19 protein-coding genes are annotated in these 24,493 nt (G+C 67.5%); 12 read left to right on the top strand and 7 right to left on the bottom strand.

The annotated features are described in order from the left end of the window. Positions 1 to 2 precede the first annotated feature (2 nt). Positions 3 to 3,632 carry a MobF family relaxase gene (mobF, locus tag ABD747_RS13760; protein ID WP_344805455.1) on the bottom strand — a complete coding sequence of 1,210 codons (3,630 nt, stop codon included), beginning with the start codon at positions 3,630 to 3,632 and terminating at the stop codon, positions 3 to 5. Between the two features lie 150 nt (positions 3,633 to 3,782). Here mobF and ABD747_RS13755 point away from each other — a divergent pair, with 150 nt between their 5' ends. After that, positions 3,783 to 5,264, top strand: coding sequence for a serine/threonine-protein kinase (locus ABD747_RS13755; RefSeq protein WP_344805426.1), 1,482 nt, complete (start codon positions 3,783 to 3,785; stop codon positions 5,262 to 5,264). Here ABD747_RS13755 and ABD747_RS13750 read toward each other — a convergent pair. Then, complete coding sequence (locus ABD747_RS13750) at positions 5,231 to 5,917, bottom strand: hypothetical protein (protein ID WP_344805424.1); 687 nt, start codon at positions 5,915 to 5,917, stop codon at positions 5,231 to 5,233. The genes ABD747_RS13755 and ABD747_RS13750 overlap by 34 nt on opposite strands. Before the next feature lie 23 nt (positions 5,918 to 5,940). Here ABD747_RS13750 and ABD747_RS13745 point away from each other — a divergent pair, with 23 nt between their 5' ends. The 7 genes from ABD747_RS13745 to ABD747_RS13715 all read left to right on the top strand — a co-directional run bounded on the left by ABD747_RS13745 (position 5,941) and on the right by ABD747_RS13715 (position 10,688). Then, on the top strand, positions 5,941 to 6,678 hold the full coding sequence (locus ABD747_RS13745; RefSeq protein WP_344805453.1) for a cupin domain-containing protein: 738 nt from the start codon (positions 5,941 to 5,943) through the stop codon (positions 6,676 to 6,678). After that, positions 6,675 to 7,199 (top strand): hypothetical protein, encoded by a 525-nt coding sequence (locus ABD747_RS13740; RefSeq protein ID WP_344805422.1) that lies wholly within the window; start codon positions 6,675 to 6,677, stop codon positions 7,197 to 7,199. The genes ABD747_RS13745 and ABD747_RS13740 overlap by 4 nt, the downstream gene beginning before the upstream one ends. Positions 7,200 to 7,342: 143 nt before the next feature. Beyond that, a complete protein-coding gene (locus tag ABD747_RS13735) occupies positions 7,343 to 8,734 on the top strand; it encodes a tetratricopeptide repeat protein (protein WP_344805420.1) in 1,392 nt (463 codons plus the stop codon). Next, on the top strand, positions 8,731 to 8,916 hold the full coding sequence (locus tag ABD747_RS13730) for a response regulator transcription factor (protein ID WP_344805418.1): 186 nt from the start codon (positions 8,731 to 8,733) through the stop codon (positions 8,914 to 8,916). The genes ABD747_RS13735 and ABD747_RS13730 overlap by 4 nt, the downstream gene beginning before the upstream one ends. Positions 8,917 to 9,034: 118 nt before the next feature. Next, a complete protein-coding gene (locus ABD747_RS13725) occupies positions 9,035 to 9,718 on the top strand; it encodes a hypothetical protein (RefSeq protein WP_344805416.1) in 684 nt (227 codons plus the stop codon). Beyond that, positions 9,715 to 10,407, top strand: coding sequence for a DUF2306 domain-containing protein (locus ABD747_RS13720; RefSeq protein ID WP_344805414.1), 693 nt, complete (start codon positions 9,715 to 9,717; stop codon positions 10,405 to 10,407). Before ABD747_RS13725 ends, ABD747_RS13720 begins: the two co-directional genes overlap by 4 nt. Beyond that, a complete protein-coding gene (locus ABD747_RS13715) occupies positions 10,407 to 10,688 on the top strand; it encodes a hypothetical protein (RefSeq protein ID WP_344805412.1) in 282 nt (93 codons plus the stop codon). The genes ABD747_RS13720 and ABD747_RS13715 overlap by 1 nt, the downstream gene beginning before the upstream one ends. A gap of 340 nt (positions 10,689 to 11,028) precedes the next feature. Here the strand turns inward: ABD747_RS13715 and hcaB are convergent, their stop codons facing one another. Further along, positions 11,029 to 11,841 carry a 3-(cis-5,6-dihydroxycyclohexa-1,3-dien-1-yl)propanoate dehydrogenase gene (gene hcaB / locus ABD747_RS13710; protein WP_344805411.1) on the bottom strand — a complete coding sequence of 271 codons (813 nt, stop codon included), beginning with the start codon at positions 11,839 to 11,841 and terminating at the stop codon, positions 11,029 to 11,031. Positions 11,842 to 11,873: 32 nt separating this feature from the next. Next, positions 11,874 to 15,134 carry an ATP-binding protein gene (locus ABD747_RS13705; RefSeq protein WP_344805410.1) on the bottom strand — a complete coding sequence of 1,087 codons (3,261 nt, stop codon included), beginning with the start codon at positions 15,132 to 15,134 and terminating at the stop codon, positions 11,874 to 11,876. A 622-nt stretch (positions 15,135 to 15,756) separates the two neighbouring features. Here ABD747_RS13705 and ABD747_RS13700 point away from each other — a divergent pair. Then, complete coding sequence (locus tag ABD747_RS13700) at positions 15,757 to 16,344, top strand: RNA polymerase sigma factor (RefSeq protein WP_344805408.1); 588 nt, start codon at positions 15,757 to 15,759, stop codon at positions 16,342 to 16,344. Positions 16,345 to 16,444: 100 nt separating this feature from the next. On the opposite strand, the gene ABD747_RS13695 is transcribed toward ABD747_RS13700, so the two are convergent. After that, positions 16,445 to 17,128, bottom strand: a complete 684-nt coding sequence (locus tag ABD747_RS13695; protein WP_344805406.1) for a Crp/Fnr family transcriptional regulator — start codon at positions 17,126 to 17,128, stop codon at positions 16,445 to 16,447. A gap of 606 nt (positions 17,129 to 17,734) precedes the next feature. Here ABD747_RS13695 and ABD747_RS13690 point away from each other — a divergent pair. The 3 genes from ABD747_RS13690 (at position 17,735) to ABD747_RS13680 (ending at position 22,450) form a co-directional block, all read left to right on the top strand. Further along, a complete protein-coding gene (locus ABD747_RS13690) occupies positions 17,735 to 19,510 on the top strand; it encodes a trypsin-like peptidase domain-containing protein (RefSeq protein WP_344805405.1) in 1,776 nt (591 codons plus the stop codon). A gap of 19 nt (positions 19,511 to 19,529) precedes the next feature. Next, the gene (locus tag ABD747_RS13685) at positions 19,530 to 21,350 is read left to right on the top strand and encodes an Hsp70 family protein (RefSeq protein WP_344805404.1); all 1,821 of its coding nucleotides are present in this window, start codon (positions 19,530 to 19,532) and stop codon (positions 21,348 to 21,350) included. A 215-nt stretch (positions 21,351 to 21,565) separates the two neighbouring features. Next, positions 21,566 to 22,450, top strand: coding sequence for a serine hydrolase domain-containing protein (locus tag ABD747_RS13680; RefSeq protein ID WP_344805403.1), 885 nt, complete (start codon positions 21,566 to 21,568; stop codon positions 22,448 to 22,450). Here the strand turns inward: ABD747_RS13680 and ABD747_RS13675 are convergent. Both ABD747_RS13675 and ABD747_RS13670 read right to left on the bottom strand, forming a co-directional pair. Then, on the bottom strand, positions 22,401 to 23,087 hold the full coding sequence (locus ABD747_RS13675; protein WP_344805402.1) for a DUF2510 domain-containing protein: 687 nt from the start codon (positions 23,085 to 23,087) through the stop codon (positions 22,401 to 22,403). The two genes, ABD747_RS13680 and ABD747_RS13675, sit on opposite strands and share 50 nt — an antisense overlap. A 446-nt stretch (positions 23,088 to 23,533) precedes the next feature. Continuing rightward, complete coding sequence (locus ABD747_RS13670) at positions 23,534 to 23,773, bottom strand: hypothetical protein (protein ID WP_344805401.1); 240 nt, start codon at positions 23,771 to 23,773, stop codon at positions 23,534 to 23,536. Between the last annotated feature and the right edge of the window lie 720 nt (positions 23,774 to 24,493).

Genomic DNA, 24,493 nt, shown 5'->3' with positions numbered 1-24,493 from the left:
GGTTACAGGTGGCGGCTGGGGCCGCCGCGGGTATCGGTGCGGTGGTCGTCGTCGTACCGGCCGTCCCGTTCGTGGTCGGCGAGCGTCGCCAGCAGCCGTTCGGCCGCCGACCGCGGCTCGTCCGGGCGCGAATGGCAGGCGGTGATGGCGTGGTGGGCGGCCTGCCAGGCCTGCAACTGCCGGCCCGCCATGTCGGGTTCGGGGCCGAGCGGGTCGTCGCCGCGGATGTCGTACACAGCGCGGTAGGCGACAACCTGCCGGGCCGCCTCACCCCACCCCGGCGACGCCTGGTCACCGACCCGGCCCAACCATCCGGCGTGGTTGGCCTGAGCTTCGGCGACAAGGGTGCTGATCCGGGTGTTCATCTCGGCGTAGCGTCCGGGCAGATAGCGGTCCCACGGCGGCGACAGGTGGGTGGGTGGGGCGGCGGCCAGCCAGGACGGCACCGCCGGCGGCGGCCCGGCCTGTTGTCGTTGGGCGCGGGCCAGCAGCAGGTCGAGCCGATGCACCAGCACCCGGGCCACCGAGTGGGCGTCGATGTAGCCGCCGAGCCGGCCCGCCGCCCCAATCAGCCGGTCCGGGTCGGCGCCGGCGGCCTCGCCAAGATGGAGCCGTTGCGCGACCGACGGCCACGCACGGTCCGTGCTGACGCCGGGATGGTGCCGTTCGGCCACATCCTTGTAGTGGTCGCCGACATGGGTGCCGAGGGCGTGCTCGTACTCCACAGCCATCCGCCGCAGGTCCCCGATCCCGGCCACCGCCTGCCGGACGGTTTCCGTGGCGGACGGTTCGACCCCGCTCCGTTGAATGATCGAGGTGAGGACCTGGCGGGTGGAGCCCGCCACCTCCGGCGGGTGCGCCGATCCGGGGTCGGTGGCGATCGCCACATACAACCTCGTGCCCGTCCGAGCCCGCGACAACCCCACGTACAGGTCTTCGCGGGCCATCGCCGGGTCGACCAGCAGATGGGCCACCTCCACCGTCGCACCCTGAGCGCGGTGGATCGTGCGGGCATAGTCCAACTGAACATGGGCGGCCACATAGTCGGCCGGCAGGGTGACCCGGCCACCATGCCCGCGGTGGGTGACGGTCAGGGCGCCGTCGTCGTGTACCACCTGCACGGTCCAGGAGTCGCCGTTCTTCACCCAGTCCCGCCCCCGACACACCGCGAGCCGGCGGTCGTTGCGGCGGGTCGTGACCCGATCCCCCACCCCCGCCGCGGTGCCGTCCCGCAGCGCGACGCCGTCCACATCCACCAGCCCGGCGACGACCAGGTCCGCCCGGGCCCGGCTGTTCAGGCCGGCCACCGCGGCTCCGGACGAGGTCAGCAGCAGGGCGTCCCGGCCGGCGGACACGTCGGCCAGCCAGGCCTGGTAGGCCGCATCCGGCGCGGTCTCGGTGGTGGCCGCGGTGACCCGGTTGTGGCTGAGGTAGAAGTCGACCGCGGCCGGGTCACCGTTCCGGACCGCCAGGGTGGCGGCGGCTTCGGCGGGGTCGGTGAAGCGGACGACCTGCCGCATCCGGACCGCGCCCACGTCGGCCGCCAGCTGCCGGATCACCCCGCCCGCCTCGACCGCCCCCAGCTGCTGATCATCCCCAAGCAGACGCACCACGGCATTGGCCCGCCGGGCCCGGTCGATCAGCCGGTCCAGCATCAACGTGCCCGCCATCCCTGCCTCGTCGACCAGGATCAACGTCCCCGCCGCAATCGAAGGCTGGTCGTGGTCGAACTTGGCCAGCGTGTCCGCATCGACGCCCAGCTCGGCCCGCAGAATGTCGGCGGCGACCGCGGACGGCGCCAACGCCACCACCGGCCGACCCGATGCCTGCCAGGCCTGGACGACGACCCGCATCGTGGTCGTCTTCCCCGCCCCGGCCGGCGCCAGACCGAGCAACACGAACCGGTCCGAACAGGCAAACACCCGCGCCATCGACACCTGCTCGACGTTCAGCGCCGGCACTGCGGCCGCCAACGCCCGGTCGACCAGTACCGGGTCGACCCCCGTGTTGCTGCTGGTTTGGCGGGCGGCGGTGACGATCCGTTCCTCCGCATCCAACAACGCGATCGTGGTGTAGCGGGCGGAGGCGTGTTCGACGAACACCGACTCCCCCGAGCTCCGACGCAACGCGGCCGGTTCGGCCATCGTCCGCGGTATTTCGATCCGCAGCACCCGCCCCGGCTGGCACGCCGCAACGACCACCGATTCGACCAGGCCGTCCCGATCGACGGTCGGATACGAGCGGAGCTGCCGGTGCGCCTCAGCCCGGACATGATGCTCCGTCCACGTCGCCCGCGACCCCTGCAACACCCCGACCACCACGTCCGCGACCCGACCCACATCCACCACCTCGACGGCGGTGGCGGTGTGGTGCAGGGCGGCCGCCTCCACCGCCCGGCCTGCGTCGGTCACGCCGAGGACCCGGCCGGCTTCCGCTTTCCAGCCGGCGACCAGATGGAGCAGCGACCGGCCGGCCGGTTTGTCCGGCCGCTGGGCCAACGTGGCCTGCTGATACAGGCTCCACCGGGCCGTCTTCGACGGCTCCCGACCATGAGCGTTCCGGTACTCGCGGACCAGGTCCGCATACACGCCTTCGATCCCCTGCCGCCGCTTCGAAAACGCCACCAACAGATCGGCCGGGATGCCGTCGACCTCCCGGACCAGCCGCCGCCCCGGCTCACCGTCGGAGGCACGTTCGGTGAACGTGACGCCGAGCCGGTCACGGAGCTCGTCCTCGATCCGGGTGTTGTACCGCTCCGACAACGACACCGCCGCCGCGAACAGGGGTCGGCCGTCCAACGACCGCCAGGTTCCGTCGGCCCCTTGGACCTTGTTCGACACCGCGACATGGGTGTGCAGATCCGGGTCGCCGGCGCGGGAGTCCCAATGGTGGAACACCGCGGCGGTCACCCCGGTGACGTCGATCTGCGCCTGCCCTTTGTCGCCCGTCCTGGTGAACGCGGCGTTGGTCTCGAGCCAGTTCAGACAGTCCGCGACCGCCGCGGTGTGGGCGTCGAAGATGGCCCGCCGGGTGGATTCCGACCCGATCCCCCACAACACCGCAACCGACTTCACCGGCGTGAACACCAGGTCGTACCCGGCCACCGCCTCCCGCCGCCCCGCCCCCTCTCGAGCCGCCTCCTCCAGCTCGATCGGATCCACCGCGGCCCGGCCGTGGCGACGGCGATACTCCGCCGCCAAGACGGTGCGACGGACCGCCAGCCGCTCCTCCTCCGACAGCGGCCGGCCCAGCTTCTGCTCTGCCGCGGCCCGGGCGTCCGCCACTGTCCGGGCCACACCCGGACGGGGCTGGTACGTCGGGAACCTGCGGCCCAGCCGGGCCGCCCGGTCCGCCTCCCCCGGCGTCACCCCGGCTGCTACCAGGCCGGCGACGACCGCGTCGGCATCCGGATGGCGGCCCTCACCGAACAAACTCTTCATCTGTGCCTCAGTTACCACCCCGGACACGTTCAGCGCGACGGCGCCACGGCCCGCCCACCGGCCCGGCGGCTGGCCCTTCGCCACGTAGTAGTCGGCCAGCGACTCCGACCGGCCCAGACGAGCGTCACACGCCGCTACCGAGCGGGTCAGGTAGGTGTACCCGTTCCCCGCATGCAGCACATGAACCGTCATCACCTGACTAACTGTAGTTACCATTCAGAAGATCTGCAAGAGGTGTGTCGTTCTGTGGTTCAGCTTTCGTGGTGGTGCCTTAACTGACGCTGGCGCTGGCTCCGCGGGGAACGGAAGGCCCGGCGCTGGGCTGACTGGTCAACCGGCCGGGTGGGTACGCTCGGGCCTGGCCGGACGATGCCGATCAGGGAAAGCGGGGCCGATGAGGGAAAGCGGGGGCCGATGACTGGGCCTGGGGCTCTCATCGCCGACCGCTACCGTCTGGTTCGACAACTCGGCGCCGGCGGCATGGGGGTGGTCTGGCAGGCCCTCGACGAGCGCCTGGATCGGCCGGTGGCCGTCAAACAGCTGCGAACCCAACCCGGGTTGACCGCGGCCGAAACGGACCTGGCCGCTCGGCGAGCCATCCGGGAGGCGCGGATCAACGCCCGCCTGCACCATCCGCACGCGGTGTCGGTCTACGACGTCGTCGAACACCAGGGCAGCCCATGCATCGTGATGGAACTGGTGCCATCGGTGCCCCTGACCGAGGCCATGCATGGACTGGGAGCGCTCACCGCCTCCGAGGCGGCGCGGGTCGGATCCCAGGTCGCCGCCGCGCTGGCCACTGCGCACGACCTCGGCATCGTGCACCGCGATGTCAAGCCGGGCAACGTGTTGATCGGCGACGATGGTGCCGCCCGCATATGTGACTTTGGCATCTCCCGAACCTTCGGCGACACAACCCTCACAATGACCGGGATGTTGACCGGCACACCCGCCTACCTGGCTCCTGAAGTCGCCCGCGGCGAGGCGTCGACGTTCGCCTCCGACGTGTACTCACTCGGCGCCACCCTGTACGCCGCCGTCGAAGGCGAACCGCCGTTCGGCAGCGACGGCAATGTCATCGCCGTTCTCTACCGCGTAACGGCCGGGGACGCGAGACCGCCCGAGCGGTCAGGTGCGTTGGGTCCGCTGCTGATGGCGATGATGAGCGCGGAACCCAAGGACCGACCCTCAATGGCCCAGGCGGCAGCGCTACTGTCGACCCTGGCCGACGGCAGGACCCTCCGGCCAGGGCACGAGGCCGGGGACCGGATCCCACCGATGCCGCCCGTGCGCCCGAACGCACCCAGTGCGGATGCCCCCACGTCGGCACTCCCGCCTGCCGACACGCCCACCGCGCTCGCACAGCGGCCACCCGACCCGGCCCCGGCTGCCCCACCGCAGGCCGCGGCCCCCTCAGCGCAGGCTGCGGCGCCGCCCGCCGCCCAGAAGCGGCGACGCCCGGGCCTCCTAGTCGCAGCCATCGTGGTGCTGATCCTGCTGGCCGGGACCGCAGCTATCGCATGGCTGTTGCCGAACCTGGAGCGGCCGACAACCGGCCCCGGACCCAACCCGGCGGTCACGAGGCCCGGCGTTACGGAATCGGCCCCGTCCGAGCCCACCACCACCGAACCGTCAAGCAACCGTTCCAACCAGACCCCGACCCCAGTGCCGACAACAGCCCAGCTTGCCCAGGCCGTGACCGACTACTACGCCCTGCTGCCCGACGACACCAACGCCGGCTGGGAGCTGCTGACCCCCGCCTACCAGCGCCGCACCGGCGGACGCAACAGCTACCAGAAGTTCTGGAAAACATCGACGCGGTAACCGTCACCGACGTAACCGCCACCGCCCCGGACCGCGTCCAAGCCACCGTCGCCTACCTTGAAAAGCGCGGCCACCGACACTCCACCGAACGCCGATCGTTCCAGCTGGTGCCATCCAACGGCGTGCTCAAAATCGATCGCTCGTCGGTGATCTGAGAGACCGCCCGCCGACGATCGCCGTTGATTGATCAAGCCTCCGACGGCGTCGCCCGCGAGCTGGTCGCCGGCCCGCACAAGACGGGCCGAACCGACTTGGGCCGGGCCGGTGCCGCGCTCGGCCTCGTTCTGCCGAGTGCACTGTGCGGGAAACATGACGTGCCCGACCTTGCCCGGCAACTGCCAGCCCTGAGGTCCCCGATAACTGTCCGTAGGGCTGCCGAAGACATTGATGTCACCCGTCCGCCGGCAATCACCTTCCGCGGTGTACGGACCGTCATGCTGCGCCGGCTCCCACGGCGCCCTCGTGCCGGTCTTGACCTTCCGCTCGGTGAATGTCCGATAGGTCACCGTGCTGGAGATCTTGTACGTGCCAACCTTCGCCCGCACCGAGCTCGTCGGGCTCGTCAGTGTCGCCACCATCTTGCCGCCCAGCGTGATCCTATGCTGCTGCTGGGAGATCGCGACGTTGTTGGCCCAATGGATCTCCGGGCTCACGATGCTTCCCCTGCTCTTGACGTCTGTCGCGTCTTGGACGGAGGGGTACTCGATGGCTGTTCGTCCTTGCTGGCCGCATGCGCTTGGTGCTCGGCGACCACAACCTCGCCCTCGGCGCCGGCGAAGCAGCCGAGTTCGACACTCGCGTGCCGCACTGGCTCGGCAGCACCGTGGACGAGCCGGCGGAGATCCTCAGCATGTTCGGGCCGCCGGGCGAACGCGTGCACGCCCGGGCGAGACCACCGACAAGAACGCTCCCGGGGAATGAGCAGGGCATGACGGATGTGTTGCTGGGCACGAAACTGTACGTCCCCAAGCTGCGGCGCCGATCGGTGGCACGCCCCCGACTGATAAGGCGGATGGAGGCCGGAGCTGACGCAAGACTGACACTGATCTCGGCCCCGGCCGGGTTCGGCAAGACGACCGTGCCAGTGGCCTGGCTGCACGAGGCAGCCACCGCGGACCGATCCGTCGCGTGGCTCTCGCTCGACGCCGCGGACAACGAACCCGCATCGTTCTGGACCTACGTGGCAACCGCGCTCGAGGGAGCAGTCGCGGGCGTGGGTTCGAGAGCGCTGGAGGTCCTTGCGGCCTCGCCGGCGCCCACCGAACTGGTCCTCACCACGCTGCTGAACGAACTGGCCGCCGCGCCGGGCGAGGTGTGGCTGGTGCTCGACGACTACCACCTGGTCGACAATCAGGAGGTAACGAGGGTGTGGCCTTCCTCCTCGATCATCTTCCGGCCCACGTGCACGTCGTGATCAGCACCCGGGCCGATCCCGATCTGCCGCTGGCCCGATGGCGGGTACGCGGCGAGCTGGTCGAGATCCGGGCCGCCGACCTGCGCTTCACCTCCGCCGAGACCACCGCGTACCTCACCGCGGTGACCGGCCTGGATCTCGCCGCGGCGGACGTCGCCGCCCTCGAGGAGCGGACGGAGGGCTGGATCGCGGCGCTCCAGCTCGCGGCGCTGTCGCTCCAGGGACGCGAGGACGCCAGCCGCTTCATTGCCCGGTTCGCCGGGGACGACCGCTACATCGTCGACTACCTGATCGAGGAGGTGCTGCGGCACCAGACCGACACGGTGCGCCGCTTCCTCTTGCAATCAGCGGTGCTCGACCGGCTGACTGGGCCGCTGTGTGACGCCGTCACCGGCGGTGACGACGGCAGCGAGATGCTCGTGGCCCTGGACCGCGCGAACCTCTCATCGTCGCCCTGGACGACCGGCGCGAGTGGTACCGCTACCACCACCTGTTCGCCGACGTGCTCCGGGCCCGGATGATCACCGAGCAGCCGGACCAGGTTTCACTGCTACACCAACGGGCCAGCCAGTGGTAAGAGGGTCACGACCTGGCCGACGAGGCGGTCCGGCACGCCCTCGCGGGACGCGACTTCGACCGGGCGGCCCGCCTGGTCGAGCTGACCATGCCGGCCATCCGACGCCACCGGCAGGAGGCGCTGATGTACGGCTGGCTGAGGGCGCTGCCCGACGACACCATCCGGCGCAGCCCCGTGCTCAGCGTGTTCTACGGAGACATGCTGATGCACTCCGGCGACCTCGACGCGGTCGAACCTCGGCTCGACGACGCGGAACGCGTGCTGGTCGCCGTTCCCGTCGGGCGGGCTCTCCCCTTGCCCGACACCGCGGAGCTCCGGACGCTGCCGGCGACCATTGCCATCTATCGGGCCTCGCTCGCCCAGGCGGGAGGCGACGCGGCCGCGACGGCGGAACACGCCCGGCACGCTCTCGACCTCGCCCGACCGGATGACCACCTCGCGCGCGGTGGTGCCGCCGGGTTTCTCGGACTGGCCGCCTGGGCCGAGGGAAATGTGCCGACCGCCCTGGAGACGTTCACGCAGGCGGTAGCCAGCCTGCACGCCGCCGGCAATGTCCTCGACGCGCTGAACAGCACGATCCCGCTCGCGGATATGTGGCTGGCCGCCGGCCGTCCGAGCCAGGCCCGACGCCTCTACGCCCGCGCGATTCAGCTGGCCGAGTCTCGGGGCGGCGCCTTTGCGCGGGCAACGACCGGCCTGCACGTCGGGCTGAGCGAGCTCGACGGCGAGGCCGGCGACCTCGCGAATGCCAAGCGACACCTCGAGGCCGCCGAAGCACTCGCTGACCACACCGCGATGACCGAGGGCCGGTTCCGCTGGTTCGTGGCGAGCGGGCTCCTCGCCAACGCTGCCGGCGAACCGGATGAGGCCGTCGCGTTCCTGGACCGGGCGACCGTTTTCTACCGGGCGGGATTCTTCCCCGACCTCCGGCCCATCGCCGCCCTCAAGGCGCGGATCTGGATCAAGCGCGGCAACCTGTCCAAGGCGGCCGACTGGGCTCGGGAGCGCGGCGTGTCCGCCACCGACGGCACCAGCTATCTCCGGGAGTTCGACCACCTCACCCTGGTCCGCCTGCTCCTCGCCGAGCACGAGGCCGCCCACGACGGCCGAGCGCTCGACCGTGCGTCCGGCCTGTTGGACCGGCTGTACGCGGCCGCCGATGCGTCGAAGCGGGCGGGAAGTCTCCTGGAGATTCGTCTCCTGCAGGCCCTGGGCCGCGACGCGCAGGGACGGCGTGCGTACGCCCTGGAGTCACTGGTGGAGGCGTTGACACTGGCCCCCGAACCGGAGGCGTACGCGCGGCTCCTCCTGGACGAGGGTGCTCGCATGCTGAGGTTGCTGCAGGACGCGCGCGAACAGGGACTTGCAAACGGTCACCCACAGCGCCTGCTCGGGCTGGCCGCGACGGCCGAGGTCGCGGCTGCCCCTTCGGGCCGGTTGCTGCCGCCGTCGTCGGCAGAGTCTTGGCCGGCCCGTTGAGCGACCGCGAGCTGCAGGTGCTCCGGCTGTTCGATAGCGAGCTGACCGGGCCGGAGATCGCCCGCGAGCTGTTCGTCTCCTACAACACGCTTCGCACCCACACCAAGCACATCTTCACCAAGCTCGACGTCACCAGCCGCCGGGCGGCGGTGCTCCGCGCCCGCGAACGCGGCCTGCTGTAACCGCCGCCGCGGCCGAGTCACCCAGTCAGTCACATCGTTGGGTGACGCCCGCTCGCCCTGCCCGTCCCTAGGTTCAAGTCATCCCGCCACGCACACTCAACACACCAGGGAGTCAGACATGACCGTCACCACCACCAAGCTCACCCGGGCGGCCGGCCTGGCCGCCGTCGCCGGCGGCCTGCTGTTCATTGCCGTCCAGATCAAGCACCCCCTCCTGGACGCGCCCTTCACCACCACCACCGAGTACGCAGTCCGCGAAACCGCGAAGATCTTCATGGCCATCTTGTCGCTGATCGGCGTCACCGGCATCTACCTGCGCCAGGTTCGGCAGACCGGAGTAGTCGGCCTGATCGGCTACGCCATCCTCGGCCTCGGCTACCTCGGCATCTTCAGCGTCCAGGTCGTCGGCGTGTTCGTCCTCCCCGTCCTCGCCTCCCAGCAGCCCGGCTATGTCAATGACGTGCTCGCGGTGGCCACGCATGGCACCCCGGTCGGCGACATCGGTGCGGTTGGCGTCCTCATCAACGGCGCCGGAATCGCCTACATCGCCGGCGGGATCATCTTCGGCATCGCCCTCTTCCGGGCAGGAATCCTCGCCCGGTGGGCGGCACTGCTGCTGTCCGTGGGTGCCGTCGCGACTGTTGCGACCTCCCAGCTGCCCGAACTCACCCAACGGCTGTTCGCCATTCCGGTCAGCGTCGCCCTGGTCGGCCTCGGCTATTCCCTGTGGCGCGAACAGCGCACCACGAAGACCGTGCCCACCCCGGTCGGCTCACAGCTCGACCCGACCGACGCCAAATGACCCGCCACGCTTCGGCCGCCAGCCGCCGAGGGCGATCGAACCGGTGGCTGCCGTTCGCACTCATCGCCCTCGTCCTCACCCCCGCCGTCTTCGGCACCTTGCGACTGATCGGGCTAGCCGGCGGCCCGCAGCTGATGCCGGCTGACCCGCGGATGACCGCATCACCTGTGCCGCTGATCGTGCACATCGTCAGCGCCCTCGGGTACGCAGTCCTCGGCGCCTTCCAGTTCTCGGCCCGGTTCCGGCGCCGCCGGCCGGGCTGGCACCGGGCGGCCGGACGGATCCTGGTATTCCTGGGCTTGGCTGTGGCGGTCTCGGCGCTGTGGATGACGCTGTTCTATCCGCGTCAACCAGACACCGGCGTGTTGGCGTTCCTGTTCCGGCTCGCTTTCGGGTCGAGCCTGGCCGCCAGCCTCGTCCTTGGCTTCACCGCGATCCGCCGCCGTGACATCGTCTGCCACCGGGCCTGGATGACCCGCGCGTACGCCCTCGCGCTGGGTGCTGGCACCCAGGTGTTCACCAAGGCCATCGGACCCGCGGTCTTCGGCACCAGCCAGTTCACGCTCGATCTGAGTCTCGGAGCGGCCTGGGTGATCAACCTCGCGGTCGCCGAGTACGTCATCCGCCGACCCCGCCACCGCCGGATCAACCAACCCATCGACAGGGCGACCGCAAAGGCCGGGTCCTGATGACCCCCACACCGAAACGACAGGTCCGCTCCGGCTACCAGCTGCGGGTCAACGGGCACCTGGACCGGCACTGGTCATCCTGGTTCGCTGGCTTGACCCTGACCCACGACGACGACGGAACCACAACCCTTACCGGCACGGTCACCGAGCAGGCCGAACTACACGGCCTGCTCACCAAAGTCCGCGACCTCGGCCTCACCCTGATCTCCGTCACCGCAACGGACACAACAACGGCGGCAACACCGACACCACCAACAGGTTCGGATACTGGCAACGAATGATTCGGAGGAGACCAGGTAGCCGTATTGACATAGAGAGGTAGATTCTACACGACGCGGGACGACTTACGAGTGGTGGCCAGAGCACGGAGTTGCGAAGCACTCCCGTATGTTCGCCGGCCGAGGATGCAGAGATTCCGACCAGGGCGCGAGAGTTCGGTTTTGGTGCAGCGGCTGGCGAAGGCCACAGCGGCCAAGACCTTAGCCCCTTAGCTCGTGTAGTCCCGATAAGAGAGAGTTTAATCACGGGCACATTGCAACTGAGCATCATCGTGCCTCAAATTGGTTCAGGGCGAGTACATCGCCATTGCAGCGATTTCTCGAGTGAAGGCAGTGACTTCGATCAGCCTCTGCCCAGCGCGAGGTCGAATCCGCGAACCTCGAGCCCACCGTCGCAGGCGATCACGACGCCGGTGGTTGCCGCTGCATTCGTCCGCGATGCGAGCTGCACGTAGTGACCTGTGTAGTCTTCCGGTCGTGGAAGGAATCCCAGCGGCGTGACTACGCTCGCGAGCTGCTCGAGATCGACGGTTGCAGCCGGCGTCTGCTCACTCAGCCCAAGGGCTTTGGGTCCGCGGATATCCGTGCTCATGAACCCCGGCGCCACACCGTTGACGCGGATACGGGGGGCCAACTCGTAGGCCAGCTGTCGGACGAGTCCGACGACTGCATGCTTGGACGCCGTATAGACGACGCCACCCACACCTGCATGGGTCGACGACATGGAGGCGGTCAGAACGATGCTGCCTGAGCTGTCGGCCAGGGCGGGGATCGCCGCCTTCACTCCTAAAAGGTATCCCTTCACGTTGAGGCCGAAGAGCTCGTCGAACGCTCGCCCAAGGTCGTCGATCGGCGTGTCGACGATTCTTGCGCCGAAGTCGAACATTCCAGCGTTTCCGACGAATATGTCCAAGTGACCGAACGATTCGTTGGCCCTCGCGACAGCCGTCTCGTTGTCCGCGGACACGGTGACGTCGCCCACCACGCCCTTTACCGATCCATGGTGCGCGGCCTCAACGCTCGCCACACGGTCGGCGGCTCGATCGAGCACAACAACCTTGGCTCCTTCACGGACGAACCGGTCTACGATCGCTCGTCCCAACCCCGAACCCGCACCAGTGACAAGCGCGACCTCACCATCCAGCCACCCGGTCATGGCCTCCTCCTTTCCGCTCGCTGCACTGCTGGTCATCGGACACCCATGACAGTGACCTCGACAAGACGATTGGCAAGCTCCACCGCTGACCGCTCATCCAAAGCTGAGTCGCTGCCCACCCCAGTGAGCCGCACATGTTCAGCGGATTGTCTAATCGCGGCCACTGCAGTCGTGATCTCGACGGCTTCACGCCGCGTGGGCTTGGCACCAACTCGGGCCCGCATCGCCAGCGCGGCCTGCAGAAGGCGGGCGGCGTCATGAGCCGCTGACGGGGCAAGGACCGTCGCCAAGCCGACCAGCGAGTCGCTCATACCGATGTTGTCCCCGATGCGATAGCGAATCATGAGTGCACGATGGTGAAGTCTCGCGGCCTTCCCAGTGTCTGCCGAACTGGCAGCGACCCGCGCCAGCCCCCACAGGTCATTCGCCTGATGGCGCACCAATTGCGCGCGCTCAGCCTGCGCAAGCTCGTCGCGGAAAACCTGCTCGGCTGCCGGCAGGTCACCTCGGATGAGCGCGACGACGCCCAGGATCCACCTCCAGGACACAAGACGCATTGTGTGTTCCAGCGATGAAGGCGCCCCTGCCTGTTCCGCGAGCCGACAAGCCGACACGTTGTCCCCCTGCGCGAGTGCCAGGTAGGCCTGCGAGCAACACACGCCAGCAATCTCGGCCGGCGCAGCCAGCCTTTGTGCCGCATCGAGAGCCGCAGCGAGTGCAGTGGTCGCCGGACCGTAGTCCGCACGACGAATCAGGGCCTCGCCTTCGAGGCGCAAGGCGTGTGATTTCACCCGCAGGCTTCCGAGTTCGTCACCCAACTCGACGGACTGAACTGCGAGGCGCTGGGCGGTCGGGATATCACCCTGCAGCAGCGCAACCCAACCTAATTCCGCCAAGATCAGGGGCCTCGCGGACAGGTCACCGATCGACGAAGCGAGCGCCAGGGCCTCACCGTAAGCCTGCTCAGAGGACTGATAGTCACCCAACCACAGCCTAAGTTCGGCGATCGAGCCGAGCAGCAGTCGCACCTGCTGGTCGTCCCCCAGTGCCCGAGCCAGTTGCAGCGCCCGGTCGAGAAGCTGACCAGCCACGTCCTGCCGTCCGCTGCTTGCGGAGCAGATTGCAAGGCTGCGCAGAGTGCTGGCGACCGTGCGCCCGTCGCCGCTGCGCTCGGCGATTCCTAGTGCCTCCTCCCAGAGGCTCTGCGCTTTAGTCAGTTGCGAACGACGAAAGGCAATGTGGCCCTCGCCGGCGACGGCGCGGGCGTAGATGGGGGTGTCGCCGGGTCGGGGGGCGAGCCGTCGTGCCTCAACGAATCGAGCTTCCGCCGACGCCAGATCGCCTCGCAGGAGAAGGAGGTGGCCGAGCGCTACGAGCGCGGAAGCGCGGAGACCCGATTCGAAGTCGGGTAGGGCGATCACTGCCTCCAGCAGCTCACAACCTTCACTCCAGTCCCCGTGTGATGTCCAGAACGGTGCGAGCTCATTGCACAGCCGAAGGGCCACGTTGGTGTTCTGCGCTTCGATCGCTGTGTGGATCGCGCGCCGGAAGTTGGCCTCGTCGGCGGTCAGTTCGCGCCTGGCGGTTGCCGCCTCCGCGCGGCCGATATGGGGGGCGAGGTCGGCCGCCCGACGTGCGAACCACTCCTGATGCCGGGCAATCAACTGAGGGCGAGCGTGAAGCGCGTCCAGCTCGATTTCTGCCAGCTGCCGGACAGATTCGAGCATCGACCAGCGATCCGCATGTTCACCGGGCACGATTAGGGAGGCCCGCGCGAGGTGGCGGAGGATTCGTGGGATGGCATCGGCCGGCGCGACCAAGCCGGAACAAACCGTTGCAACCGCGTCGCTGCTCATCCGGTTGTCGAACGCGGCGAGAGCAGCGAAAAGTCGACGTTCCTCGACCGGGAGCAATTCCAGGCTCCATTCCAAGGCGGCGCGGAGTGTCTGATGGCGCTTCGGACCGGTGCGGCGGCCGTAGGTGACCAGCGAGAAACGGTCGGCAAGTGCGCTGCGGATCGCCTCAAGCGGGCGGTCGCTGAGGGCCGCCGCGGCGAGTTCAATGGCTAAGGGGATCCCATTGAGCTGGGTCACGATAGCGGTGACATCGCCGATGTTTTCCGCACTCAACCGGAAACGTGGCAGGACCGTGCGGGCTCGGGCAGCGAACAGGCACACTGCATCCGATGCGTTCGACTCCTCGGTCCCAACGCGCGGGTTGACGACGGGCATCGGGTTGACACGCCAGACGATCTCGCCGTCGATGTCGAGCGGTTCCCGGCTGGTGTGCAGAATTGTCAGGCGCCGACATTGCCGCGACAGGCGAGTGGAAATACGTGCGACCTCGTCGAGAACGTGCTCGCAGTTGTCGAGCACCAGCATCGCGGTCTGTTCAGCCAGAGCCTCGACCAGGGTTTCGATTACTTCATCGCGGGGCTTCTCATCTGTGAGGACTGATCTGGCGATCGCCCGCGGAACGGCCGCGGGACTAGAGATGGATCCCAGTTCCACCATCCAGACCCCATCGGCGAATTGATCGGCGACGTCAAAGGCGACCTGGATCGCGAGGCGGGTCTTTCCCACACCGCCCATTCCGACCAGGCTTACGACGCCCTCGTTCTGGAGCAGCGATCCCAATTCGGTGCGTTCGTCGTCTCGCCCGACGAAGCTTGATCGGAGGAATGGCAGATTGTGCCTGACCACGCCAACCGCACGGGGCGGGGGGAATCGGTGCTGAAGGTTGACCTGGCGCAGTTCGAACAATCGCTGTGGGTCTGGAAAGCCGCGAAGCCGGAATAATCCAAGCGGGACGATTGTCGAGCCGACAACCTGTCTGCGGGCGAGGAGATGGGCGGTGGACTCGGAGATCAGAGTCTGACCACCGTGGGCGGCGGCACAGATGCGAGCGACTTGATGAACGGCAAGTGCCACGTAATTTCCGCCGCTTGGTTTAGCCTCGCCGGTGTGTATTCCGATGCGAACGCGTACCTGGCCAGCCTCTGGCCACGGGTGCGTGCCGAGCGACTGCTGACCTTCGAGGCAGGCTCGGGCCGCTTGGGCTGCATCGGTGAACGCGAAGAACAAGGCGTCACCCTCGGCGTCGATCTCGACGCCGTCGTGGTCCGCACAAGCAGTGCGCAGAAGAGTCTGATGGGTGGCGAGCAGTACCGCGTAGGTCTCGCCGAACTCACGAAGCAGCCGAGTCGATCCCTCGATGTCGGACATGACAAAGGTCACGGTTCCCGTCGGCAACGTCCTGTTCGACGGAAGCTGCTCATCAAGCGGCCGGCTCACATGGCCACCCGCATCTGACGCGACGGGACGCTTCCGCGGTCCCCAAAGGCTCCTCCCACAGGACCTTCCCCTCACCCGCTGGAGGAAGTGCCGGAAAGCGATCCCTCCTGGAGTCGAGGATATCCATTGGGGGTCTGCCTGACTCAAGGTGTTGCGACGTTCTAAAGTCGCGGAAAGTGCGGCATCGAGCGAGCTGGCCACCTCAGAGGAGGTCAAGACCTAACCCGGCTCGAAGCCCGAGGTCAGCTGTCGCGAGCTCGGCCCGACCAGAGTCAGCGACTACGACCTAGGTGACCCCATGCCGGAGCTTAACTTAAGTCGGAACTGTCTGTTGTCACGCCTGTCAACGCCCAACGCCTGGCGGCGAATGCGCTACGTCGTCGAACGCGGAAAGAAGCGCAGAGCTGAAGCGGCGCTACCCCCTCGATGGGGAAGCATCCGGCGATTGAGTGCTCCCGGTCAGGTCACGGCAGGCTGCGCCGGGTGGGGCAAGCCTCAATTGAGCCAGCACCGAGTGTCTTCAGCCGTACACGGATGCTGTGCTCTGCAGCACAGCGGCGGGGGCTCCTGCTGAGCAGATTAGGCGGCAGCAGATCGACCTCCAACCGCTGGGAGAAGCGACATGCATGACACTGAGCCGTCGCCGCGGGACGCCGAGGACCCTGTGTGCACAACGACCCTAGGCCCGGACTGGGATGCACTAATCGAACAGTTCCAACCCTTGATCAACTCGGTATGTCGGCAGTTCCGACTGGGGTCCGAGGATGCAGCCGACGTCAGCCAGGATGTCTGGCTCAAGGTCTTCATCAACCTGTCCTCGATCCGAGACCCTCGAGCTCTTCCCGGCTGGATCAAGACGACGACCACGAACGCGGCGTGCGGTGTGATCCGCGCACGTCACCGGGTGGCGCTGCTGGCCGATCCGGGTACAACCAACGCGACAATTTTGATGTCTTCGTCCGACGGTGACGTCGATGCCCACCTCCTGCGCGCTGAGCGTTGCGAGGCCGTCCGCCAGGGCGTGGCTGAACTGCCGCCGCGCACCCAGGAACTCGTCGGCCTCCTCGCGGCGGACCCGCCGATCCCCTACGAGCAAATCAGCTCCCAAATGAACATGCCGATCGGCAGCATCGGCCCCACCCGGGCCCGCTGTCTGTCCAAGCTCGCGAACACGGCAACCATTCAGGCGCTGACCAGAGACGCCGCCTAGGAGCTTGCACCCGTGAATCAGAAGACTCACCGACTGTGCATCACAGCCTCCAATTTGCCATCGAGTCATCGCCTATCTCTCCGGTTCGGCCATTCCAACATCAGATCCCGGCCCGACGCGCCAACGCGCTCCGGTCGCGGATGACGATCCTTCGGCCCTCAAGTCTGATGAGGCCCCGAGCAACCAGATCTTGCAGCACCCGGTTCACGGCCGGTCTTGAGCCGCCGACCATCTGGGCCAGTTCGGTCTGGGTGAGGCCGAGGTGGAGTCCACGATTGTCTCCGGCATGCTCACCGTCTTGGGCCAGCAGCAGTTTGGCGACTCGGCCGCCGAGGTCGAGATACACCAGATCATTTGCGCGATCGGTCAGCCGGCGAACCAGCAGTCCCATCGACCGGAGAAGCGCATCGAGCATCTCCGGACTGGTCTGCATGAGTGCCAGTAACGGCGCGCGTCCGATCAGGATCGCCATCGTCGGTTCCATCGCCACCACGGACGCGGATCGCTGGCCTTGATCGATCACGGCAAGATGTCCGACCTCCTCGTATGGGGCAAGTGTGGCGAGGAGCATCTCGTCGCCCCCAGGCGTGGATGCGGTCACTTTCACCTGACCTTGTGCTATCACGGCCAGATAGTCACCGGGGTCACCCTGGCACCACAGGAACTGACCTCGACGGTACTGGCGTGAGCGGCACAGCGCAGCCAGCTCGTCGACTGCGTCACGGCCCACCGCCTCGAATATCACCGATTGCCTGAGCGCGTCGGCGATGCTGTTCGGGTGCACGTAGGGAAGGTTAGTACCGGGCCCCCGAACCAGGACCGTGTCTTTGAATCCGGGGAAGGTCGATTGTGGGAGCCGGCCGGGCTGCGTCTCCGCATCACGCCAATGCTCGAGCGGGCAACACAGCGATGACGTGGCCCAGCTCGAGACCGCCGTCATCGAAGACTCACCTGTCCTCCTCTCCCGGCGCGTAGTGCGGATGGGTGGGTTCGTAGCCCGGGTGTGCGGCGATGCGGAAGCGGGACCGCGTCGTAGGCCCTTCCGGTACTTGAGCCACGGGACAAGCCTTGAAATCCAGAACTCGGAGTGGAGAAATGTCAACTCCGGTGCGATCAGGCATGGTCCACGGCCCGTCAAGGAAGTACGCCGTCTCCCCCAGTTAGGTGAATTCGCGACGTCTGCCCTCCTTGGTATCTGACCGCCCTCCGCCGCCATCTAGATAGCTGGATTGATCCAGCCGCGGCTGCGGCGGTCCGACAGTGACACGGGTCGATGGGGCACGTTCGAGATGGGGGCAACATCATGCAAGGAGACACCACAAAGGGCATTGGGGTCGGCGATCGCCGCCCCGCACGTTGGCGGGCAATCGCCCGGGGCGCGGCGGCCACCGTGGCTGCAACGGCGTTGAGCGCCGGAATGTGGGTGGTGCCCGCCAGCGCCAATCCGCCAACCACCGAAACAAAGCTGGCCGAGTACACCAACCCAGCCGTCCAGATCATCACGACGGAGTATCACGCGACCGTGAAGCTGGGCCGGATCGAGTTCTCCAAGGCGGGCCAGCAACTGATCGTGCGTGCCTACGTGAAACTGCTTCGCCGCGAGTTCGGTGCCGGCGGGTTCATCAGCTACATCTTCGACCGCGCTCAGCGAGACCCGGCCCGCTACCTCAAGGAGACCGGGCGGAAGCGGACCCAGAAGCTCAGCGCCCAGTTCGTCGGCAGCGGCTTCATCGCCAACCGTGACGGCTACGTGATCACTGCGCGGCACGTGGTGACCCCGGATGCCGACGTGAAGAAGCTGTTCGCCGAGTCCGGTGCGGCGAACTTCGCCCGGGCCGATAGCAAGGCGTGGTTGAAGGAGTTCGCCAAGTTCGATCTTTCCACCGGCGCGATGAGGAACATCGTGCGCACGATGTCGGGATTCGCCCAGGCCAAGGTCCATGTCGATCTGGGCAGGCCGATTGTGGCGGTCCGGCTGGGGGTCGCCTCCGGGACCGGCCAGCGGGTGGGGAAGAACCAGCCAGCCGAGGTCGTCTTCCGTTCCGATCCGGCCTTGGGCGCCGACGTTGCGGTGCTGCGGATCCGGGTCGATGGGTCATTGCCCACGGTGCCGCTCGGCAGCGATTCTCCGCAGCAGGGCGAGCAGGTCTACATCAACGCGTTCCCGGCCGCGGCAACGTATCTGAAGGACTTCTCGAAGGCATCGCAGTTGCAGCCCACCTTGACGAAGGGCTCGATCACTGCGCTGAAGACGACCAGCGGCGGGACGCCGATCCTGCAGACCGATGCGAATGCGATGCCGGGCAGCTCCGGTGGGGCGGCGTTCAACGAGGACGGACAGGTGGTCGGCATCCTCGTCTGGGGTGCTACCGACCAGAACGGCTCCGGTGCCGGCCAGTACTACCTGATGCCGTTGGATGTGATCAAGGACGCTTTGAGTCGAAGTGGTGCCGACCTGACCACGCCGAGCCAGACCACGGTGATCTACGACCGGGCCTTGGACGACTTCCACAGCGAGTACTACAGCAAGGCGTTGGGTGAGTTCCAACAGGTGAAGGCGCTGTTCCCGGCTCACGCGTACGTCGATGCCTTCATCGCGAAGAGTCAGACCGAGATCAACGCGGGCCACGACAAGACACCACCCCCGCCGGCACAGGAAACCGGTGACGGCTTCGGGAGCCTGTTCGGAACGCCGATGATCATCGTCGGGATTGCGCTCGTGATAGTCGTCGCGGCCGGGCTGACCGTCGTTTTGGTTGTGCTGCGGCGTCGACCGGGCATGGCGCCGGGAGGTCCGGGGTCAGATCCTGGCGCACAACCGCCGTACGGGCTGCCGCCGACCGGCGGCGGACCGGCGGGCGCCGCGCTCGGCCTGCCGCAACAGCCCCAGGTGCCCATGACGGCTCCGCAACCGGCCTATCCGCAGGCACCGGCCGGATCGATCAATCCCATCGCTACCGGCATGCCGGTGGCACCGCTGACCGGTCCGGCGTCGGCGACGCATCCGGCGGGACCACCCCTGGAGCCGCCGCAGCAGCCGGCCAATCCGCTATCGGAGCCAACCGTTGAACAGCCCACCGACGCGCCGGATGTGTTCCCGGGGTGGGAACCGATCGACTACATTCCGTCGGTGCCGACAACCCACTCACAGGAGTCCAACACCTGACCCGCGGAAGGAACACGCCATGACGTCATATCGGTTGGGTGTCGACCTCGGCACCACATTCACCGCCGCCGCCGTCGCGCGGGACGGAAACCATACGGTCGTCGAGCTTGAGCCCGGCCGATACGACGCCCCGTCAACCGTCTGCCTTGGCGACGATGGTGCGTTGGTGCACGGGTGGGAAGCCGAACAGCTCGGCGAGGAACGGCCGACCATGGTCGCTCGCGAGTTCAAGCGACGGTTGGGTGACCAGGTTCCGTTGATCATCGATGGGCGGATGTTCTCCCCCCAAACCCTGATGGCCCATCAACTCCGCTGGGTGGTCGAACGCGTCGCGTCCGTACAAGGAGACCTTCCGGAGTTGCTGGCCGTCACCTGCCCTGCCAACTGGGGCCCATACAAGCACGATCTGTTGCGACAAGTGATACGGATGGCTGAGGTGCCCAGCGCGCTCGTGTGCACCGAGCCAGAGGCGGCGGCCGTCCGCCACGCGGGCGCAGACGCGCGGCGCGACGGTTCGCTCGTTGGCGTGTACGACCTCGGCGGGGGGACATTCGATGCCGCGGTGTTGAGGGCCACCCGTAATGGGGCGTTCGCGCTGGCTGGGCCCCCCGAGGGGATCGAGCACCTCGGTGGCATCGACTTCGACGAGGCGATCTACGCCTTCACCATCGATGCGCTGGGTCGTGACGCGCCCGATCTTGCCCGTTCGGAAGACCCCGAGATCGTCGCCGCGCTGACCCGGATGCGTCGACGCTGCGTCACCGCCAAGGAAGCGCTGTCAATCGATCACGTTGCGGAGGTGTCAGTCGACCTGCCCGGTCTGACCCGCTCCGTGCGGATCAATCGCGGCGAGTTCGAGCTGATGGTCCGACCGGCGCTCGACGACACCATCCGCGCCTTCGAGCGAGCAGTCCGAAACGCCGGTACCTCGACCACGGAGCTCACCTCCGTGGTGCTGGTCGGTGGCTCGGTCCGCATCCCCCTGGTGTTCGAATCGCTCTCGCGTCGTCTCGACTGCCAAGTGATCATGCCGCGGAACCCGTCCCACAGCGTCGCGCTCGGCGCAGCGATGGCCGCGGAACGTTACCGACCACCCACGGAACCGGCAAAGCCAGCAGCAACAAAGCCGGTGCCGGTGACCACACCGAGTCCGCCCGCCAAACCTTCTCCACCCGTCCGCGATGCAACGGTCACCATTCGCGAACTGCTGCACTGGACCCCGGATCGGCGGGCGGTCCTTCGCCGATGGCTCACCCGGCCGGGTCAGCCGATTGGTCTCGGACGACCTCTGGTCGAGGTCGAGATTCGCTCGACCACGGCCCGCGCCGAACCGACCCGGGTCGTCACCCTCCGCTCACCGTACGAAGGAGTCGTCCACCGCACCTTCGTTGACACTGGCACCGACCTCCAACCCGACGATCTCCTGCTCGGCTATCGGGAAGTTCGAGCGTTCCTCAACCGGCCCGGACGGGCCCTACCCGGTGATCGGGGGGTCCGGATCCGCGTACCGGCACCCATGTCGGCCACAGCCGAAGCCGGACGCCCAGTGGTGTTCGTCGACCGAGTACCCCGCGGAATATGGTGGTCGGCCACCTTCTGCCTGCTGACCGACCCCGGCAAACATGTCGTCGGGGTCGGCTACACCCGAGGCAACTCCTGGTTCGGGATCGCCACCTGCCAAGTAACGACCCCTAATCGAGGGCTCGTCGACCTCGTCTACACCGACCCCGGACTCGTCGCCACCGCCGTCCTCGAGCCGACCACACCACAGGTAAACACCGCTTCGATCCTCGCCACACGTGCCGACGACGCTGGCGCGGCTAGTGGCTCCATCCCGTAGGCAGTTGCGACCCCGTAGGGGCCGGGGGTCTTGGCGATGACTGCGCGGCCCGGCCAGCATATGGGTGTGTCTGTCGAGGGGTTCGGCGATTCTGCCTTCGGCGCCACGGTTGAGGCGTTCTCGCAGATCGTCGAGGCCGATCGGCGGATCCGTGGCACCGGTGCGGCGGTCGCAGTCTGGCACGACACCGCTGGTTGGTTGACCTTTGAGGTGGCGTGTGTGACGCCGATCGAGCGCGTCCGTGGCGTCGGGACACCATCGCCATGCCGTACTCGGTGTCGAAACCGTTCGCCGCTGGCTGCGCACTGGTGCTCGTCGACCGGGGCCTGCTGGACCTGGGCGCGCCGCTTCGCACCTATTGGCCGGAGATGCAGGCTGACACGACCATGCGGCAGGTGCTGAGCCATCAATCGGCTCACGTGCTCCTGGACGATCCAGCACCGGCTGAAGCCTTCTACGACTGGGAGCTGATGTGTGGCCTGGTGGCGAAGCCGCCGCCGCTGTGGCCACCAGGGTCGGGGTGCGGTGAGCCTGCGTTGCAACGGGCATTGGTGGGCGAGGTTGTCCGCCGGGTCGACGGCCGCAGCCTCGGCAGGTTCCTTCGAGACGAGGTCTGCGACCCGCTCGGCTCGGACTTCCATGTCGGGCTGTCCCCCGCCGATCTGACCCGGGCGGCCGATCTCACCGGACTGGATGAGGCTAAACATCGCATTGCGCCGGTCACCCATCCTCGCCCGCGCGATCGGCAACCCTCCCGGTGTGTTCGATCCGCGGGTCGTCAACACGGCACGATGGCGGAAGGCGGAGGTCCCGGCGGTGACCGGGCACGGCATGGCCTCCGCCACACAAGGGTTCGCCGGATAGCGCCACCTACGCTTACGAACGCAGCGCCTCCGACCGGGCGATCGCCCACCATGCCCTACACACCATTGGCAGTTACATTCGGTCTCGACGGCTGCCTGTGGCGGCAGTGCCACAACGATCCTGGCTGCAAGCAGGTCGCCGTTCCTGTCGACGGGGTGATGCCGTTCCATCCGTGGGGCCGGCCGATCAGCGAGTCAATATTGCGTCCACTGTCTTGTTCACCGCATAGTTGGTGAACTGGCCAACAAGGCGCTGATTGTTGATCAGGTTCAGCTCCCCGGTTCCGGTGGTGCCGTCGAAGGCCTCGAACTCAAATGAGAACTGCGTGCCGCTCACCGATCCGATACCGTACGCCGTCACGCCGTAAGTGCTCTGCTCGACGATGACAGCGGAGGTGCCGTACTGCTCGATCGTGTAACTGGCACCCCCACCTGCCCAGGCTCCGGCGATGTTGGCCGTGCCAGCTTGCGCACCGGTGTTGTCGCTTTCGCTTCGGGCCGATTGCTCCAGGGACGAGACCCGGTCCTCAATCTCTGACTGCTGTCTCCGGACGGCATTCTCGTCTACCTGCGACGTGCCGCGACTGTAGAACTCGATCTGGCCGTCCAGGCCGACGCGAGCCACGTCCTGCCCCCGGACCAGTGCAATCGCCGCGAACGCGGTGGCGATCACCAACACGGAGATCCGGATCCAGGGCACCCGGCGGCGGGTGCGGGACGGAACCACGGGGACGGTGGCCGGCTTTACCCGGCCCGCGTAGTGGTCAGTCCAGTGGTGACCGTTCCACCAACGCCAACCTGCGCCGGCTGGATCGTTGTACCAGCCCGGCGCCGGGGCCGGCGTGCCCCCCGGTGGCTGCTGCTTCGGGCTCATATCTGGTAGGACTCGAAGAACGTCACCGTGATACGGCCCCGGACACACCGGGAACAAGCAGGACCGGGAACAAGCAGGACCGGGAACGGCCCAGGAATCCCGCCCGGAGGGTCGGTTCTCGTGCATCACAGCGTGCCACACGCTGCACAGCTGTTCTCGTGGAGCTGATACTCGTCGAACCCGCGGGGCACTTCTCGGCTTCGCCGATCCCGGTCGGAGCCATACGTCCAGCGAGGGTCGCGCGGTAGAAGCATGTGCAGATTGGATTCGGAGTTCACACCGGGGACAGCATCCGGATCCGAGCGTGCTCGGCGATTGCGCACAGCTGTGGCCGTGCGAAGTGTGAGCCCTGCCGGCCGTCATCGACGAGTCGCACCTGTTGCGCACTTCGTATGTGTAGGTGACGTCACCCGAGCCGACCAGGATCGTCGGGTCGGCGTCCTTGGTCACGTCGATCGCCGGGTGGAAGGTCTTGACGAATGCAGCGTCGAAGTCGAAGACCGGGAGTCGCAGATCGAACTGCTCCCCGGGTAGATCCAGGTCTCGACGGCGGCGCTGTCGGCGCCGTCGAGCAGGCCGTTGTCGTTGTCTTCGCCGTCGACGTAGGCCAGGTCGCACCTGTCGTCGGCGGGTCCGATCAGCTCGAGACCGACGTCGCTGGATTCCGGTGTGCTGCTGCGATCCACCCTCGGCGCCGGTCAGTGATCCGCGCGGGCGCTGGGTGACGCCGGCATGCGCCTGGTCGAGTTGGAGGGACACTCGACCGACCCGCACTCCCCCGGCTCGTGCGCAGCCTGCCGCCGGGCGGTGGCGACCCGATGGAAATCGTCGAGCTCACCCGAGCGTCTCAGTTTAGTCGGGGCGTGCCGTCGACGCCGGCCGAAGGGATCGAGTATGTCAGCGGATCGCTGCTCGAGGACCAGCCCGTGCGGAGCCACGTCTCAGGCGCTTCGCGCCTAAGCACAGTACTGCGGGGCAAGCCCCGCTACCATCGCGGCACCGGCACGATCCCCGCTTCGCGGGGATCGGCGGCTCTTGATCACCAGCGCTTTGGATCCGCCGGAGCGTGTGGCTCGAGCTCTGCAGCTCGGCGCCGGCGGGTTGGGGGGTTGGACAGAAAACGTCGCTGCCGCCGAGCGAAGATCAGCGCATGGTCGGCGGCATTCAACGTGGCTCCGGGAGCTGATCAACGCATGAAGTCACACCAGCCCTGCGACGGGCACTAGTGCAGGCATCGGTCTCCAGCCTCCGCGCTCCAGCCAGAGGTGGCTGAGCGGCGCCGGCAGACTCGGCGGCTCGCCCGGCAGCCAGGTCGACTCGCGGGAGAGGGGCCTAGTGGTCCGTCGTTGATTTGATCTGGTGGAGGGTGTCGCGACCTCTGGACACCTTTTGGATGATGTCCTCAG

The organism is Microlunatus ginsengisoli (assembly GCF_039537205.1).
Lineage (GTDB): Bacteria > Actinomycetota > Actinomycetes > Propionibacteriales > Propionibacteriaceae > Microlunatus > Microlunatus ginsengisoli.
Note: the sequence above shows the minus strand (reverse complement) of the source record. Positions and strands in the feature narration are given on the sequence as shown.